Source organism: Alteromonas confluentis (genome assembly GCF_001757105.1).
Lineage (GTDB): Bacteria > Pseudomonadota > Gammaproteobacteria > Enterobacterales > Alteromonadaceae > Alteromonas > Alteromonas confluentis.
Genome location: NZ_MDHN01000021.1, coordinates 161,878 through 180,104, shown reverse-complemented (window position 1 = coordinate 180,104; position 18,227 = coordinate 161,878). Strand labels below are relative to the sequence as shown.

The 18,227-nt window shown below is 46.7% G+C and carries 14 protein-coding genes and 1 tRNA gene; 8 read left to right on the top strand and 7 right to left on the bottom strand.

Annotated features, from left to right (window positions below):
• Positions 1–153: 153 nt before the first annotated feature.
• Entirely contained in the window at positions 154–2,217 is a 2,064-nt protein-coding gene (metG, locus tag BFC18_RS09635) for a methionine--tRNA ligase (protein ID WP_083273001.1), read from the bottom strand.
• 108 nt (positions 2,218–2,325) lie between these two features.
• On the opposite strand from metG, the gene apbC reads away from it, so the two are divergent.
• From apbC to BFC18_RS09620, 3 genes are all read left to right on the top strand, one after another.
• The gene (gene apbC / locus BFC18_RS09630) at positions 2,326–3,414 is read left to right on the top strand and encodes an iron-sulfur cluster carrier protein ApbC (RefSeq protein WP_070125335.1); all 1,089 of its coding nucleotides are present in this window, start codon (positions 2,326–2,328) and stop codon (positions 3,412–3,414) included.
• Between the two features lie 85 nt (positions 3,415–3,499).
• On the top strand, positions 3,500–4,093 hold the full coding sequence (dcd, locus tag BFC18_RS09625; RefSeq protein WP_070125334.1) for a dCTP deaminase: 594 nt from the start codon (positions 3,500–3,502) through the stop codon (positions 4,091–4,093).
• Positions 4,094–4,200: 107 nt separating this feature from the next.
• Positions 4,201–4,277: transfer RNA gene (locus BFC18_RS09620), tRNA-Pro, on the top strand.
• Between the two features lie 215 nt (positions 4,278–4,492).
• Here BFC18_RS09620 and BFC18_RS09615 read toward each other — a convergent pair.
• Complete coding sequence (locus BFC18_RS09615) at positions 4,493–5,386, bottom strand: hypothetical protein (protein ID WP_070125333.1); 894 nt, start codon at positions 5,384–5,386, stop codon at positions 4,493–4,495.
• Between the two features lie 761 nt (positions 5,387–6,147).
• A complete protein-coding gene (locus BFC18_RS09610; RefSeq protein ID WP_070125332.1) occupies positions 6,148–8,271 on the bottom strand; it encodes a KAP family P-loop NTPase fold protein in 2,124 nt (707 codons plus the stop codon).
• 477 nt (positions 8,272–8,748) lie between these two features.
• Here BFC18_RS09610 and BFC18_RS09605 point away from each other — a divergent pair, with 477 nt between their 5' ends.
• A complete protein-coding gene (locus BFC18_RS09605; RefSeq protein WP_070125331.1) occupies positions 8,749–9,105 on the top strand; it encodes a HopJ type III effector protein in 357 nt (118 codons plus the stop codon).
• Positions 9,106–9,177: 72 nt separating this feature from the next.
• On the opposite strand, the gene BFC18_RS09600 is transcribed toward BFC18_RS09605, so the two are convergent.
• Positions 9,178–9,909 (bottom strand): TrmH family RNA methyltransferase, encoded by a 732-nt coding sequence (locus BFC18_RS09600; protein ID WP_070125330.1) that lies wholly within the window; start codon positions 9,907–9,909, stop codon positions 9,178–9,180.
• 175 nt (positions 9,910–10,084) lie between these two features.
• Here BFC18_RS09600 and rlmE point away from each other — a divergent pair, with 175 nt between their 5' ends.
• A complete protein-coding gene (rlmE, locus tag BFC18_RS09595; RefSeq protein ID WP_070125329.1) occupies positions 10,085–10,705 on the top strand; it encodes a 23S rRNA (uridine(2552)-2'-O)-methyltransferase RlmE in 621 nt (206 codons plus the stop codon).
• Positions 10,706–10,724: 19 nt separating this feature from the next.
• Here the strand turns inward: rlmE and fdxA are convergent, their stop codons facing one another.
• The gene (gene fdxA, locus BFC18_RS09590) at positions 10,725–11,048 is read right to left on the bottom strand and encodes a ferredoxin FdxA (protein WP_070125328.1); all 324 of its coding nucleotides are present in this window, start codon (positions 11,046–11,048) and stop codon (positions 10,725–10,727) included.
• Between the two features lie 158 nt (positions 11,049–11,206).
• On the opposite strand from fdxA, the gene BFC18_RS09585 reads away from it, so the two are divergent.
• Positions 11,207–12,823 (top strand): NAD(P)/FAD-dependent oxidoreductase, encoded by a 1,617-nt coding sequence (locus tag BFC18_RS09585; RefSeq protein WP_070125327.1) that lies wholly within the window; start codon positions 11,207–11,209, stop codon positions 12,821–12,823.
• Between the two features lie 85 nt (positions 12,824–12,908).
• Here the strand turns inward: BFC18_RS09585 and BFC18_RS09580 are convergent, their stop codons facing one another.
• Positions 12,909–14,408: a mannitol dehydrogenase family protein gene (locus BFC18_RS09580; RefSeq protein WP_070125326.1), complete on the bottom strand. Its 1,500-nt coding sequence runs from the start codon at positions 14,406–14,408 to the stop codon at positions 12,909–12,911.
• A complete protein-coding gene (locus BFC18_RS09575; protein WP_070125325.1) occupies positions 14,389–16,137 on the bottom strand; it encodes a purine-cytosine permease family protein in 1,749 nt (582 codons plus the stop codon). Before BFC18_RS09575 ends, BFC18_RS09580 begins: the two co-directional genes overlap by 20 nt.
• Before the next feature lie 377 nt (positions 16,138–16,514).
• Here BFC18_RS09575 and BFC18_RS09570 point away from each other — a divergent pair, with 377 nt between their 5' ends.
• Together BFC18_RS09570 and BFC18_RS09565 are read left to right on the top strand one after the other, a co-directional pair.
• Complete coding sequence (locus BFC18_RS09570; protein WP_070125324.1) at positions 16,515–17,168, top strand: HAD family hydrolase; 654 nt, start codon at positions 16,515–16,517, stop codon at positions 17,166–17,168.
• 11 nt (positions 17,169–17,179) lie between these two features.
• A complete protein-coding gene (locus tag BFC18_RS09565; RefSeq protein WP_070125433.1) occupies positions 17,180–18,133 on the top strand; it encodes a sugar-binding transcriptional regulator in 954 nt (317 codons plus the stop codon).
• Positions 18,134–18,227 lie beyond the last annotated feature (94 nt).

The window sequence follows — 18,227 nt, the reverse complement described above, 5'->3', positions numbered from 1 at the left end:
CCGGAGCAGGTTTAATGAGTTATCACTATTATTGGGGAATAATCCAGATGAAAGAAATTAATTGATGTGCATTGGTTTATTTATTTTATTCATAAAAAACGGTGCTCTGAAGCACCGTTTTTGTCGTATAGCAGAGGTTTAACTCACCGGCGTTTACTTCACGCGCATACCAGGCTTAGCACCTTCGTGAGGCTCAAGGATGTATAAATCCTTGCCGCCAGGGCCAGCTGCCAGCACCATGCCTTCAGACATACCGAAGCGCATCTTACGCGGTGCCAGGTTAGCCACCATCACGGTGTGCTTACCAATCAGATCTTCAGGGGCGTAGGCCGACTTGATACCAGCAAATACCTGACGGGTTTCACCGCCTAAGTCCAGTTCAAGACGCAGCAGTTTGTCTGCTTTCTCTACGTGTTCTGCATTGGCGATGCGGGCGATACGGAAATCCACTTTAGCAAAATCGTCAAAAGTGATTTCTTCACTGATAGGATCTTTAGCCAGCGGGCTTTCAGGGTCCAGTTTAGGCGCGTTTGCTGCTGCCAGACTTTCTTTGGAATCTTCAACCATGGCGTCAATTTTCTCCATCTCGATGCGCTGCATCATTGCTTTAAATTTGTTGATCGCGTGACCTTTCAGCACTACCTGACTGCTTTCCCAGGTGAGGGTGTCGTTCAGGAAGGCTTCGGCTTTTTCGGCCAGAACAGGCAGCACCGGCTTCAGATACGTCACCAGAATGCGGAACATATTGATACCCAGCGAGCACACATCGTGGGTAAATTGCTGCTTGGTTTCATCTTTAATGGTTACCCACGGGGCATTGGCATCGATGAACTGGTTGGCTTTATCTGCCAGCGCCATAATTTCGCGGATGGCCTGGTGATACTTACGGTTCTCGAAGTTTGCCTCAATGGTATCCGCTGCCGCGTGGAACTCTGCCATCAGCGCTTCGTCAAGAACGGTGTCTGACAGCTTGCCGTCGAAACGCTTAGTGATAAAGCTGGCACAACGGCTAGCGATGTTCACCACTTTACCAACAAGGTCAGAATTCACTTTCTGGGCGAAGTCAGCAAAGTTCAGATCGATATCGGTAACACCATCACCCAGTTTCGATGCGAAGTAATAACGCAGGTATTCTGGGTCCAGGTGGTCGAGGTAGGTACGACCTTTAATAAAAGTACCGCGAGACTTCGACATTTTAGCGCCGTTAACCGTCACGAAACCGTGAATGTTCACACCGGTAGGCTTACGGAAACCCGCACCTTCCAGCATGGCTGGCCAGAACAGACAGTGGAAATAGGTGATGTCTTTACCGATGAAGTGATACAACTCGGTGTCGGTACCCTGGTTCCAGAAATCGTCAAAATTCACGTCGTTCTGGTCACAGAAGTTCTGGAAGCTGGCCATATAGCCAACTGGCGCATCAACCCATACGTAGAAGAATTTATTTGGCGCGCCCGGAATTTCAAAACCGAAGTAAGGTGCATCGCGGCTAATGTCCCACTGTTGCAGGCCTTCTTCAAACCACTCCTGGAGCTTGTTTGCCATTTCTGATTGCAGGGCACCCGAGCGGATCCATTCTTTCAGCATGCCTTCAAATTGCGGCAGGTCGAAGAAGAAATGCTCTGATTCTTTCAGTACTGGCGTGGCACCGGAAACCACACTACGTGGATTCTTTACTTCAGTAGGGCTGTACGTTGCACCACACACATCACAGCTGTCACCGTTTTGATCTTCCGCATTACAGCTCGGGCAGGTACCTTTTACGAAGCGGTCTGGCAGAAACATTTCTTTTTGCGGGTCGTACAATTGATTAATGGTACGCTTGCTGATGTAACCTGCTTCATCCAGACGGTTATAAATGGTTTCACACAGCGCCTTGTTTTCCGGCGAGTGAGTCACATAATAGTTGTCGTACTGAACGTGGAAGTCCAGTAAATCCTGGTGGTGTTCCGCACGGGTGCGGGCTACCATTTCTTCAGGCGTGATCCCCAGTTCCTGAGCTTTAAGCATGACGGGAGTACCGTGAGCATCGTCAGCACAAACACTGTAACATTCGTTACCGCGCAGGCGCTGGAAGCGGGTCCAGATATCAGTCTGGATATGCTCGAGTAAGTGTCCGAGATGGATAGAGCCGTTTGCGTACGGCAATGCACTGGTTACCAGAATGCGACGTTGCGCATTGGCCGGTGCAACAGAATTCGACGTGTTTTCAGACATAGTGTTATGTTTCTGTTCTCAGGCGTTAGAAAAGGCTGCAAATACTAGCGGAATCGCGCCACTTTTGCATTACGTAAATGGCACGAACGCTTATTTTAAAGGTGAATTATGTTCTTTTCCCGTAAGGGTGACAAGCGAGTGCAAACCGCTGCACAAACTCTGGCCGATTATTACTCTTTGTCGGTGGAGGAAACCAGCAAATGGTGCGACATCGACGGCAACAGTATCGCAATAACACTGCCGTTTTGTGCCTTAACGCAGCATGGTGCGTTACGCGACGTACTCACCGCGGCGTTGGATAAAGCCGGTCACGTTAATACGGCCATCGCGATAAATCAAAAAATCGTCGGTGCGAAAACCGCGCAACCACCGGTAACCAATATTCGCAATGTGGTGGCTGTGGCCTCTGGCAAAGGCGGGGTAGGGAAATCTACCACCAGTCTGAATCTGGCATTTGCGCTTATGCAGGAAGGTGCCAAAGTCGGTATTCTCGATGCTGATATTTACGGCCCATCCGTGCCCATTATGTTGGGAAACCCGTTGGCGCACCCGTCTACAGACGACAATAAACACATGAAACCCCTTGAAGCCTGGGGCATGGTCGCCAATTCCATTGGTTATCTGGTGCCCCAGGAAGATGCTGCGGTGTGGCGTGGCCCTATGGCCAGCAGGGCGCTAAAACAACTGCTGGATGAAACCTTGTGGCCGGTACTGGATTACTTGATTGTGGACATGCCGCCGGGAACCGGCGACATTCAATTAACCATGGCGCAGCAAGTGCCATTAAGCGCTGCCGTGGTAGTGACCACGCCGCAGGACCTCGCCGTGGCCGATGCGCAAAAAGGCATTTCCATGTTTGAGAAAGTGAACGTGCCGGTAGTGGGACTGATTGAAAACATGAGTTATTACCAGTGTTCAGCCTGTGGCCACACCGATTACCTGTTTGCGCAAGACGGCGGAAAAGCATTGGCCGAACGTTACAATTTACCGCTTCTGGCGGCGTTGCCACTGGATGTGTCAATTCGCGAGCAGGCAGATATCGGTAAGCCGCTGGTGGTAGATAAGCCAGATAGCCCGCTGGCCGCCATTTATCGTGATGCTGCCCGGGCACTTTCTATGCAAATGGGGCTGACATTACCTGCTCGAGAGAATGAATCGTACATTCGTGGTGAAACCATCGGCATCAACATTGTTTAAGAATAAATTCTTCCTTATGCGTTGTCTGACAAGCCCTGACAACGCATAATACCCCCCGTTTTATTCTCCCCCTTGGATAAGTTTCATGCGTTTATCAGACCGCGATATATACGAGTACCTGCAATCAGGCAAAATTAAGATTGATCCCACTCCCGAATACGAGCGCATTAGCGGCGTAACGGTGGATATGCGGTTGGGCAATAAATTCCGTGTATTTGAAGATCACCAAGCCGCTTACATTGATTTGTCCGGTCCTAAGCATGAAGTGCAAGAAGCGCTGAACTCAGTAATGAGTGACGAGATTGAGCTGGAAGAGGGCAAAGCGTTCTTCCTGCACCCAAAGGAACTTGCGCTGGCGATTACCCACGAATCTGTCACCTTGCCTGACAACATTGTGGGCTGGCTGGATGGCCGCTCTTCGTTGGCACGCTTGGGCTTGATGGTGCACGTAACGGCGCATCGTATCGATCCAGGTTGGTCTGGCAACATCGTACTGGAATTCTACAACTCCGGTAAGCTGCCGCTGGCCCTGCGCCCACTGATGAAAATCGGCGCGCTGAGTTTTGAAGTACTTTCCTCGCCAGCAGAAAAACCGTACAACGCCCGTGCTGATGCGAAATACAAAGGTCAGGCCGGGGCAGATGCCAGTCGGATTTCTTCTGATGATGATGGTAAATAGGTGAGGGTAATCAACGGATTGCTCATCAAATAATCGCTCGAACAAGTTTAGTCATAAATGTCGTTGCAATGTAGGCAAAAATGAGTAGACTTGTCGGCTCTTTCGGTCGGTGTGTGGCGCAGCTTGGTAGCGCACTGTCATGGGGTGTCAGGGGTCGGAGGTTCAAATCCTCTCACACCGACCAACTTCTCCGCTTTAAAATTAAATGCTTAATTCCATTTATCAAATGGTTCTTCAGGCAGGACACCCAAATTTAAAGCACTTCTCCAAAATATAATTCCTACTTCTCTTAAAGCTTAACAAAGTTAATTTTTATTGTTCCTAGGTGCTGTGTACTATTCCGTCAGTGAAGATTGTTGTCTTCGGGAGAGAAGCGTAAATTTGTCTGTTGCAGTTGTGCTAAACCTCATCCAAATGCCGACCAACGAACTCCATTGAGCCATTCCATGCAAGCTTAATCTCATTCGAATCAGGATCTCTATACCATGCATCAGACCAAGTATTCTCATGACTCCACTCCCAAGTGACTTTTCGTCCCTTTTCGAAGTGAGTCCGAGTAGTTGGGAAAACTCGGTAAAAAACTTTTTCACCATTAAAAGAGGCACTTTTCAAAATCACTCCTTTTCCGTTCTTAATTGGAACTGTGCATTCAGGATCGGAATAAATTAGCACCCCAGGGTCGTGTACCCAATTTGTCTGCCTAGGGAGTGCTCGGAGTGATTTTAGAATACTAACCCCCGAGTCTATTGCACTTAAAATGTTGCGTTCGTCAGTTTCACCACCGTGAATTATTTTATTTCTGGTTTCCCAAAACAGCCGAAGGCTGCTAGATATGTGCCTTGGCAAACCATAATGGCTATCTAATTCATCGATTGCTTGCCTCAGGCTTACACTTTTTCGACCCTTGAGCTTACCTATGCTAGCTAGAGTTTGTTTCGCCTCTTTTTCAATCTCAGCAGCGAGCAAAATCAAAGCTGCTTTGGGAGACTTTGAGGCCTCGTGAATTATGGTTTTTACCCCCGATTCATCACTTTTTAGCTCATTGTTGTTTTCGTCTGAACTATCAACCTCACTTGATGGAATAGCAGAAACTTCTTCAGACAATTGCGACGCTGAACGCTGGAGACTAACCAGAGAATCATTTAGCTCTACTTCTTGACCAAGCAATTTGCCTTTCTTAAATCTACCGATAGCTTCTGCCAGCTGACTTTTGAACAAGAATAACGCTACGAACGCAAAAATTGGCCACAAGAGACTTGCTAATGCTTTTAATAATTCAGATATTTCACTCATGTTTCAAATTCCATGGGTCACTCAACGCTCCTAGCAAGGGCAATAATACGTAGGTTAAAATACGGAACCAAGTGACGGGAGCCTGCGCGTTAGTGTCCCGCCGGCTTGGTTTGTTAAGCATTTCTTGCATTTTCAACAAGGGTGAGTGCCCTATCGAAACTGCGACCATACTCCATAGCTTCTTATAATGAAGCAGGTGAAACAAGATGCACATTTCCAGATAATTCGTTTGAGTCGTATTTTTGAGTCATATTTTTAACTCTTACTACCCTGTAATAATCCCAATCTTATTTCATAGTTGAAAGAAAAGGTAAATCACGTCAGACGCATTTTTAAAAAATTCAATAGTCTTTTCGTATGACGGGAATTCCCTTTTGTGACCAACGCTATTTCGAAAGGACACTATGCTTTTTGATAGCATCGGGGCTAGTTCACTATTTTCTATTGTCTAAAGAAAAATATATGCGCCTAAATGCCTTTCTGATTGAGGAGATACTTTTTCCATGCTTAGTAATAAATCTCTAATCGGTCTTATTTACACATACTAAGCTGGATATAAAATTCCTGAAACCTTTCTATTGCAGCGTTCATACGAAGCAACTGCATCACAATTTAATTCATAGATACCATTATCTGATACCAGAAAAGGTTATCTTTTCGTATCAATACATTTGTAACATTGAAGGTAAATCTTCATAAGTGCCTAACGCTGATCTTTGCGGAAAATTTGTGCAACAGCAGTACTTTGTTAGCGATTGTGGCTACCATAATTCACCTAGCTCCCCATCTCTGAGGTAGTATTTTTTTCCGTCAAGAATACTTTTTAGTGTAGCCTGAATATGAATTGGTTGATTTTCAATATCTACTTCCTTGACTTGATCTCTAAGTGCCTCGAAATCAATGACATCGCGGAAGCTTTTTTCATTAATCTGAACGTAAGGTCCGTTGGTAGAATCACAACCCGAGTTGCCAATTATTTCAGCCACCCTAATTGCGCCATTATCATTGCTCAAAATTTCTGAAATGAAGACAGAAGTCTTTACTTTTGACGATCTTTTCAATTCGTAGAAAATGTGTGACTCAAGGTGGTTGTTGATGAATGCCATATTAGTAAGTGCTTTCATCGCCATCTCTTGATAATCACCTTCAAGTTCTTCCAGCTGCTGTTCGGTGATCCATTCTTCATCATGGTTCTTCCCGTGCACCTGAACTCTAATTTTATACAGAACATCGGCTGCTATAGGGGCACTTTTTTCCCTATCTACCAAATATTTTATCAATGTATATTTATTGCCACTCTCAGATATAACCTTATTTGTCAGCCAATTCATTTGGCGATATAGATCCTTGGACATAAAGCCATAATTACTTTCTAAAGAGGATATAAGCTTGTCAGAATTAAGAAATGCATCATAAATGCTGGCCAGAATATCAGAACTATTGTCGCCGCATTCTCTCGCATAGTTCGTCATCATCTCAAGGAATCGATCTTCGGCGTCCTCAGTACTCACTTTTTCAAGAAAATCTGCTCGGTTAATTTCTCCAGAGATAAAGTCAAGAATCTCTTGATCTGAAAGATAGCCTATTGGCGTTTTGTAGTGAAATGCAACATGAAGTCTTTGAGGGGCTGACACTCGACCGGCGGAATCTGTATGGGAAACTCCATATTGAGAATAACCACCCGAATCCAGAAGTGGAAAGGTGTCACCAAGAAGTCCCTCAAGTAATTTGCGATCTCCTTCACTAAATACTTTGAGGAGAGAGTCTCGTTCATCCTTAAACGACTCGACCACCTTTTCTGGCTTATCCATCATAAGACCGTCATTTGACAATCTTTTACCGATGTAAGCTTCTGGCGAGTTCTTGATGTGCTCGTAAACAGAATTAGCTTTAGTAGCAATTATAGATAACGAGAAAAGATCTGAAAAACAAACCTGACCTTCAACCTGCTCCAAAACAAATCTCAAGTGATTAAAGGATCTTTTCAACTCCCTGGGGTTTTTGATTAGATGTTTGAAATAATTATAGTATATCCAGCTTAACCTCTCTTGATCACTTTCAAATCTATCAGTTAGGTTTCTATCGCTTAAGTTTTCCAGCTCAACATTAGCAAGCTCATTCATACCTCGTTCAGAAATTACAGGTAGAGGCACCCTGAGCTGTATTACCTTATTGATGTATTCGGAGGCATTAACTATGTCATTTTTATCCAAAACAGAGATAAGGTACTTTGAGTCAAAAGCCAATAGAAAAGATGTTCCAGAAAAGTCTGCTACAGCCTTAACGAGACGTAGGACTTGAAATGTTTCAGATGGGGTCAACCTATCAATATCATCTATAACAACAATTATTGGTGTTTTTATTTTATCTATTGCAGATACAACCTTCTTCTTTTTTCCGAGCAAATCTAGTTTTTTCAACTCTGCAATCTTTTTAGTTGAATTTCCAACCCCAGAAAATACTTTTTCAACAATTGACGCCCAAGGCTCTGCACCAGGAACTAGCTTAGCGACGCTAAAAAGGCTCGAATATGCTATTAATTCTTTGGCAGCTTTTAGAGCTGCATCAGAATTATCTTGAATATTTAGCTGTGATGAAAATTGAAGTAAGAAATCCTGAATTAACGATTCGGGTTTGCCAGCCAACCATGGGTTATATTCTATAATAATCGGTACAGATTCTTTTTCATTTAATGCGCCTTTGACTAGGTTAATTACTGACGTTTTTCCATAACCCCATTCCCCTTCCAAAGAAACAGTTAAACAATCATCATCATGATTCAATAGAAGTACATTAGCTAATTGGTTGGCAAAGTCGAGTCTATTTAGTAAATCCGGGTCATTGGGACCCCCCTGTATCGGTTGGTCGTTATGGTACTTTCCCATTCATAGATCCATCATATTGTGAATTTTACTGTTACTTGATAGTAACACCCGCTTCCCATGGAAAACCATATACTGTGTTTTCATAGTAAATAAAATAAAATAAAATAAAATGTCTATTTCACGCACAAACCAGCCATTCAATACACACGATTAGATTTCCATTACTGCTATCATAACAACATACATCAATCAGAGGCTGAAAAGAGTGCATTCGAACCACATAAGCTAAGTAAATGAATGCATTTATCGGCGCTGATGCGGCATGCGCAAAAGACGAGTATCAGCCACGTTCCATATACTACTGGCAAGATGGACGGGCGGCTTCTGTCCATTTCCATTCGACACTGCATCAGTACAGCCACCGAGAATACTGGGTAACGCTAATCTTATTCACATTAAAATAGATACCCAGAAAGCTGCAACTCCCAAACAAATCCGCCATAATGCCGCGGATTTTTGAAAATAGCGGAGTTTGAAATGGCTTATAACAGTCTGGATGAGCTGGTGGCTCAAGTTGAAAGTACGCCGGAAACCATTGAGTTTGCTGACGTGATTGCGCTGGTCGACAGCAGCTTTATCTTCACGCCGACCAACTTTACCAATGGTGAAGTGACGAATGTGGCGAATACTAACAACGGTTCTTGCAAGTTACTGGCATTGGGTCAGCACTTGAAGTTGTCAGAAGCGCAGACGCTGGCATTGTTTGGTGCGTTCTATCGAGACGATGTACTTCAGCACCCTGAAGGTGATGACCACGCCAATATCCGTAATTTTATGGTTACAGGTCATGCTGGTGTGTCTTTCGAACAATTTCCGCTGACGCTGAAAAACTAAGTTAGATCCATTTCCACACCTACATTCACAATCCCAGCCGGTTTAATTGTCTGGTAAACCGGCTAGTGCAGGTTAATTGCTCGACAGTTGATACGCACAAATGCCTACTGCACTACCTAAATTCAGCGATTCGATGTTGCCGCTACCTGCAATGGTAAAGGCATCTGCATTGGTTTGCTGTAACGCTTCTAGCGGCACCCCGCGGGCTTCGTTGCCGAATAAATAACAGGGGTAATCTTTGAAAGAACCATCGTTGATTGGCGTTCCCTGCAAATCTAAATAAGCGAAGCGGCTAAACCGGGCTTCCAGATCTGCCAGGGTGATGTCCATTTCCACTGGCATATGGAAAATGGCTCCCATGCTGGCGCGCACGGCCTTGGAGTTAAACGGGTCGACGCTGTTGGGGCTTAGTAGAAGACGAAAGTTACCGAACCAAGCTAATGAGCGAAGAATGGTGCCAAGGTTACCGGGGTCCTGAATCTCATGCAGGTAAATGCAACGTTCATTGCCGTTACCTTGCGCATTAGACGAACCGGGCAGGGGGACGCGGGCGATGACGCCCTGGGGCGTTTTCGTGTCGCTTAATGCTGCCATCTGGCGATCGGTGATGGTGACTACATCAAACCCGTCGGCCAGCGATTGCCCTCGGCTTAACCAGGCTTCTGTGGCATACAGGGTTACCGCAGCAGGTTTCAGCGGTGATTGCTTCAGTTCCTGAATCAGATGCTCCCCTTCCACTAAGTAAAATCCAAACTGCGAGCGGTACTTTTTTTGATGCAGTTTTTTGACGTCGTCTAATTTCATAGTGGAGGTAATTCCGGGCAACAGTGATAAATGCAGTAAAGATGGCGCGCATTGTAGCCTGTTCCAGCACTTAAGTCAGGCGGCCTCTGAAAGATTATTGTTGTGTGTCATTTGCAAAACCGGCATGCATGATTACAATAAACGCCGATTTTAAACCCATAACCGCAGAGTAAATATGGCCCGCTCAAAAACCAGTAAAAAATGGATGGAAGAACACGTAAACGATCCCTATGTGAAAAAAGCACAGGCAGACGGGTACCGTTCCAGAGCGAGTTATAAACTTCTCGAAATCAACGAAAAAGATAAGTTGTTTCGTGCGGGCAGCGTGGTAATGGATTTAGGTTCAGCGCCAGGCGGTTGGTCACAAATTGTTGCCCCGATTGTTGGAGATAACGGCCGGGTTATCGCCTCCGACATTTTGCCCATGGACAGCATTATTGGTGTCGATTTTATTCAGGGTGATTTTACCGACGAAGCCGTGTACGACAACATCTTACAAACCCTGGGCGACGATCGCGTTGATGTGGTTATTTCAGATATGGCGCCAAATATGAGTGGCGTGAACACCACCGATCAATATGCGTCTATGTATTTGGTCGAACTGGCTTTAGACATGGCGAGAAACGTATTGAAACCGGGTGGTAGCTTTTGCGCCAAAGTTTTCCAGGGTGTGGGCTACGACGAATATGTGAAGGATGTACGCTCGTCTTTCAATAAAGTGATTGTGCGTAAACCTGCGGCTTCCCGCCCACGTTCACGTGAGGTGTATTTGGTGGCGACAGGCTTTAAAGGTTAGCTTTCGGGTTAATCGCGCCTTACTTTTCTAGCAAGGGCAGTTTGTCTGGTACACCATTCCAACTGTCTGCGTCTTCAGGGGGCGGGATCACTTCGGTGATATTCGGCCACTGCTGACTTAACTCGGCGTTAATGGCGAGGTAAGGCTTTTGCTCATCGGTTAAATGGGTATCCTGAATAATCGCTTCTGCCGGGCACTCAGGCACGCATAATGCGCAATCAATACAAATAGCCGGGTCGATGGCCAGAAAATTTGGCCCCTCAAAGAAAGCATCAACCGGGCAAACTGCTACACAGTCGGTGTATTTGCATTTCACACAGTTGTCAGTCACTACAAACGTCATTATCAAATAAGTAAAAAGCTCAATTTGGCCGAATTATAAGGGTTCTGGCGCAGGATCGAAAGACAATTGCCATTGAATGGCTATCCCAACGACGGCATCTGCATTACACTATGCGGGCTCTGACAGACAGGCTGTCCGGCAAATTAGGATCTTCCCCCATGTTACGTTTAACCGATATAAAACTTCCCCTAAACCATGATGAATCTGCACTGAGTGAAGCTATTTTGGCGAAACTCGGTATTGCTGCCGATCAACTCACCGAAATCAGCGTGTTTAAGCGGGGTTACGATGCCCGTAATAACAAAGACATACAGCTTATTTATACGGTTGATGTAGCGGTAAACAATGAAGCGATTCTGCTGGAGAAGTTTGACCGCGATCCTCAGGTGCGCGTAACACCGGATATGACTTACAAATTTGTCGCTCAGGCACCAGAAAATATGAATAACAGACCGGTTGTTGTGGGCTTGGGTCCGTGCGGCATTTTTGCCGCCCTCATTCTTGCACAAATGGGGTATAAACCTATTGTGCTGGAACGGGGCAAAGCCGTGCGTGAGCGCACCAAAGATACCTTCGGATTCTGGCGTAAACAGCCTTTGAATCCGGAATCCAATGTACAGTTTGGTGAGGGCGGTGCGGGTACGTTCTCCGACGGAAAACTCTACAGTCAGGTTAAAGACCGCAAGCACTATGGCCGCAAGGTATTAAAAGAGTTTGTTGATGCGGGGGCGCCGGAAGAAATCCTGTATGTGAGCAAACCGCACATTGGTACCTTTAAGCTGGTGAGCATGGTAGAAAAGATGCGTCAGCAAATCATTGATTTAGGCGGTGAGATCCGTTTTTCCACTCGGGTTGAAAAGCTTGATATGGATGGAACTGACGGTGAGCTTTCGGTGAAAGGTTTGCATTTAAACGATGGTGGCTATCTGGCGTGTAAACAAGTCATTCTGGCTCTGGGGCACAGTGCCCGCGACACCTTCGAAAATTTATATGAACAGGGCGTGTACATCGAAGCCAAACCGTTCTCAATCGGATTTCGAATCGAACATGAGCAAAGCATGATTGACCAGTGTCGCTTTGGTGATAATGCCGGAAACCCGATCCTTGGTGCTGCCGATTATAAACTGGTACATCATTGCAAAAATGGCCGTACGGTTTACAGCTTCTGTATGTGTCCGGGCGGCACCGTGGTTGCTGCGGCTTCAGAGCCGGGAAGAGTGGTTACCAACGGTATGAGCCAATACTCTCGTCATGAAAGAAATGCCAATAGTGCGATTGTGGTGGGGATCACGCCGGAAGAAGACTATCCAGGACACCCTCTTGCAGGCATTGCGTTGCAGCGCAGTTTGGAAGAATTAGCGTATAAAGCGGGCGGTGAAAATTACAACGCGCCAGGCCAATTAATTGGTGATTTCCTGGCGGGTAAACCCAGTTCTGAATTAGGTGAGGTAACGCCATCTTATACGCCGGGTGTAACGTTAACCGATTTAAGTAAAGTGGTACCCGACTACGTTACCGCAGCCATTCGCGAAGCAATCCCCGCGTTCGACCGTCAAATCAAAGGTTTTGCCAAAGCGGAAGGTACGCTCACCGGTGTTGAAACGCGTACGTCTTCCCCGGTATGTATCAAACGCGGAAAAGACTATCAAAGTATTAACGTAAAAGGTTTGTTCCCTGCGGGTGAGGGAGCTGGATACGCAGGCGGGATCTGGTCTGCAGGTATCGACGGTATTCGTGTTGCTGAAGCATTGGCAGAAGTATTCGACAATGCCTGAGTGCGAAGTAGCGTAATATCAGGCTACGACTAATCACCAAGGGCCACGTTTCAACGTGGCCCTTTTTTTAGTGTGTCATATGATGCTAAGCATGCGCAGCTTGCGACGATGTTGCTATGGCCTGTATTATCGCGGCAACCGATGCATCATTGTTTAGCTGACTGAGAAAGCCCGCGTACAACTTTGCAAAGGCTGGGTATTCTGCCAGCTCACCAAAAATTTCTTTCTGACGTAGAAATATCAGCGGTTCATCTTTACTCAACGTTGCAAACTGCTTCAGTTTGCTGGCCTGAACATCAATAATCTCAAGCGGATTTCCGTGCTGATCTTTACCTGAATAGCTATATCGACACCAGGCTGCAACGATGAATGCGGCACAGTGCACGCTGCCACCTGATGCCAGATTTTCTTTAATCGTTGGTACCAGAAAGGTGGCAAACTTCGACGAGCTTTCAGAACAAATGCGACTCAGGTGATCTTTGATGTTCGGGTTACTGAATCGGGTAAGCAGGGTATCTTTGTACGCGGATAAATCGATGCCGGGAACGGGTTGAAGAACCGGTGTGGCTTCAGTATCCATAAACATTCGCAGAAAGCGGGCAAAAAGCGGGTCGCTTACGGTTTCATCTATGGTGCTGTAGCCGTGCAAAGAGCCTGATATGCCAAGCACTGTGTGGCCGGCATTAAGCAAGCGAATCTTCATGGTTTCATATGGGGTTACATCATCGACGAGTTGCGCGCCGCAGCGTTCCCAACCAGGGCGCCCAGTACTAAAACTGTCTTCAATTACCCATTGATGAAATGGCTCACAGGTTACCGGCCACGCATCATCAATGCCGCATTCCTGCAATTCATCGATTACCGCGGGCGTTGTCGCGGGGGTGATACGATCAACCATGGCATTAGGAAAACATACATTGGTTGAAACCCAATCGGCCAATTCTTCGTCGAAAGCACTGATGTAGCTGGTCAGCATTTTTTGGGTAACATGCCCGTTATGCTGAATGTTATCGCAAGATTGCACGGTGAATGGCTTCTGGTTGCGATCGCGCCGGAGCTTCAATGCCGCGGCCAAATAGCCAAATACAAGACGCGGTGACTCTGGATGGGCAATGTCATGTTTGACATCTGGGTTTGAGAAATCAAATTCGCCTGTAGCCGGATTAAAATTGTAGCCACCTTCGGTGATGGTAAGCGACACGATTTTAGTGTCAGAGGCGGCCATGGTTTCGATAACGGCAGCAGGGTTGTCTGGTCCAATCAGAAAATCTGTCAAACAACCAATAACCTGAACGTCACTTTGTCCATCAGGATGTTTAATAAGCAACGAATACAAGTAATCTTGTTGTTCTAAACATTGCTTGAGTTTCCGGTCTCCTTCCCGCAAACCTACGCCACAAATGCCCCACTGGGTATCGCCAGTTTCAGACATGTAGTTGTCGGTATAAAAGGCTTCATGAGATCGGTGAAAGCCGCCCACGCCCACATGTACGATACCGGGTTTAAGGGTTTCACGATTATACTCCGGCACTTTAATGTGTGCCGGTAGTTGATGAAGGTTTTGGTTATTCAGAGTGAGTGGCATTAACGAAATCCTGTTGTGAAGCTGTGGCCTGCTGCTGTCTGCGTTTCATCGCCCAATAAGCGGTAACAAAATAGCTTACCGTGCAAGCAAAGCCGATAGAGAAGAAGAGGCTGCGGTTAGATGCATAGTCCTGCATGTCGGGTGATAAAAACATGGTATTGACGGCTAGCGCCAGGGTAACCAGTAGACTGCCTACCGATACTGTGCTGAGTAGACGAGTAAGCGCTGACGTATCTTCTTGGAGTGTGGGTTCTGCAGCACCTTGCTTTGCCTGATGTACTTCAACACGTTGGTCGAAAGCTTCCATTTCTGCTTGTTCTGCTGGATACGATTCTTTAGCGCCATGCTTTCTGGCTAGGAAGATATACACGCCAATGGTGAACACCCACGTAGGCAGGAACAGGTAGTAGAACGAAATGACATCCAGCACATTCAAGCCGAATCCGAATACCAGTCCTAACGCCCACGCTGCAACGGCTGGCGTGCTGTGATTGAGCTTTTTATAACTGGCCCAGTAGCGTGTCATACCGAGTTTAGGAAACAAAAAGTGCTCGGCAAATACAATGGCGCCAACGGGCACCACCAGTAGTCCTGCGTAGGTAAGCAGTGGCAATAACTTGGTGAATACAAAAGGAAAACAAGCAATAACAACGGTCACCAGACCAACAATAAATGTTGTACGGTTACGAGAATGATTAGTGAAGATAGCTTGTGCAGCCAGGCCCGCGCGATACAGGTTTGCATTCGCTGTGGTCCATCCTGCAACGATTACGATCACCAGGCCCGACAAGCCAAGCGCATGGAACGCCACGTCACCGGGGTCGAGTTCAACAATGGATTTTTGCACCAGTATTGCGGTCCCTGCGCCCATGATACCGGCAGAAATCCAGGCAATATAGTGGCCGAATAACATGCCAGCAGAAGTACATAAACCATAGCTACGTTTACGTGCGTAGCGCAGTAAAGCCATATCGATAAGGCCAAAATGGGTGATGGTGTTCGCTGCCCAGGAAAAACCGATCACTTCCATGAGCCCAATGCCCGGTTCGCCGCTGGCATCAACGCCAGTCCACACAGAAACACTGCCGATGTGCATAAAGTCAGACCAACCGGAAATGGTTGTTTGCCCGATAACGGCGTTGGCCAATTCAGGCATCAGTACTAACGGCCCGCAAATAAACATTACGAAAAGCCAGGGCGCACAAATGCCGGAAAAGTTAGATACCGCATTGAATCCATACATGGCAACCAGTACCACGATAATGCCTACAGCCAGAACAACTAAAACAAACCAGGCATTGGTTGGGTACCAGTTAAGTTGCGCCGGAATATTCAGTGCGAAGCGCACCGCCGTGGCGGACACGGTAATCATTGCCGCTGAAATGACGGTGAAAATAATCACATTGGCCCAGTTATAGAGCCGCGTCATAGAACTGCCAGCAATTTTTTGCAGGTAGGTATACAAGCTAAGACGGGTTTCAACCGCGATTGGGGTAGTGATAAATGTCCAACTCAACACAGCAAGTATATTGCCGATTAGCAAGCCCAATAAAATATCAGTCATAGATGCACCAAGCGCTACAAAGGTGGCGCCAAATACAAATTCTGAGGCAGCGACGTGTTCACCGGCATAAAGCCCGAGAAAGTGCCGCCAGCCTTTAAGCTTATGTTGGGCAACGGGGAGTTGTTCTTCTTCAATCTGATGTAGATCGGTTTGAGAATTATGCATTGTTAACTTCCACTGGTTGTTCTCTTATTGTTCAGCGTTGGCACTCAGTAACCATAGTGAAAACTCGACCTGACACAAATTCAGGTCTTCAATATGACTGTTTGAGCATATGCTATTTGTGTGGGCATATTCTCAGCATGGTGTTAATGTGTCAACAGTGCATTAACAAACCTAGCGAGTATACCCAACTGAATTGCCACGCTTATATGAGCCGATTTTCAGTTACTGAACTGATTACGTTGGTTTTTATTTCTCTTTTAACAGTACGGCGAGTAATTCGGGCTGATGTAAAAATTGTTTTTAGATACACTGCGGCTCGGCTGCTTTATGTTTTAACGTTGAAGTCTGAAACGATTTCAAGCTGAACAGGATGTGAAATGGAACAAATCGAACTGGTCATTTTCGACTGCGACGGTGTGCTGATTGATAGCGAAGTGTTGAGTTTGCAGGTGTGGGTTCAATTACTCGCTGCCAGAGGGATCCGCATCGATAGTGCGTATTTTGCGAGCCATTTTCTTGGTCGAAGTATGGAGCACGTTAAAGCAAAAATTCTGCACGACTTTGAGTTAGAAGTGACCGACGCGTTAACGGATGAATTTGCCCACGAACTGCAAATGATATTCGCCAGGAAGCTCACCGTTACTCCTCACATCACAGCATTGCTGGAATCACTGCGTGTTCCTTATGTTTTGGCAACCAGCAGCAGCCCAGCGCGCACAGAAATGGCGTTGTCGGTTTCTGGCTTAAACCGTTACTTTACCAAACCGCAGATCTTTACCGCTTCTATGGTGGCGCGAGGAAAGCCTGCCCCAGATCTGTTTCTACACGCGGCATCCTGTTATCAAACTGCGCCGTCTTCTTGTTTGGTACTGGAAGATTCTGCCCCTGGCCTGGCGGCAGCAAAAGCGGCAGGTATGCATTTCCGGCATTACGTGGGTGGAAGTCATCTGACGCATGTGGGGCAGCAGGGCGAAGACACATTAGTAGATTGGCGTGATTTTGCCGTACAATTCTCAGAAATTATGAAGTAGTGAATAAACCGATGAAATCGACTTCTGCAGGTGAACAACAGAAACTGGAAGACGCCGCCCGAGCGGGCTGGTTGTACTATGTTGCGGGTAAAAGCCAGGACGAAATTGCACGGCAAATGCGTATCTCCCGGCAATCTGCACAGCGCCTGGTTGCGCTTTCGGTTTCTGCGGGCCTGATTAAGATGCGCCTGGAGCATCCGTTGGCCGCTTGCATGACGCTCGCCGCGCAATTACAGGAAACCTTTGGTTTAAGCACCTGTGAAGTGGTGCCCAGTGCTGAAAATAGCCCAACATCGACCGCCGGACTTGCTCAGGCGGGGGCTGCTGAGATGGAACGCTACCTTAAAGGCGCAGACCCCCAAGTGGTGGCATTTGGCACTGGTCGAGTTTTGCGAGCTTGCGCCGATGAGTTGTCTGTCATGGATTGCCCACAGCACAAAATTGTTTCGTTGGTGGGAAACATTACCGATGATGGTTCAGCCAGCCGCTATGAGGTTGCAGTGCATGTGGCAGAAAGAATTGGTGCTGTGCATTATCCCATGCCGCTACCTGTTATTGCCGGTAGTGCTGCCGAGAAAACCAACTGGCACAACCTGCCCAATGTTGCGAAAGTACAAACATTGGCTGCACAAGCTGATGTAGTGTTTGTCGGCATTGGGCAATTGGGCACGCAGTCGCCTTTGCACGATGATGGATTTATTATTGAATCAGAACTTGCTGAGTTGGAAACGCAGGGGGCGGCAGGCGAAATTATCAGTTGGATCTATAACCAAGATGGCATCATTCTCGACTGCTGCGTGAATACGCGCGTAACCAGCACTTCCTTATCTACCTTCGAGTATAAGCCGACCATCGGCATTGCCGCTGGGGAAGGGAAGGTGGCCGCAATACGTGGCGCACTGCGTGCGGGTTTGATAAACGGCCTTATCACCAATGAATACACGGCACGTCGATTACTGACTTGATTCACGATGTTGGAGCGTCGGGCACTGCAGGTCGCTATTGCGCTTGAATAAAAAAACGGTCACTGCTGAGTGACCGTTTTTGTATTTATCACAC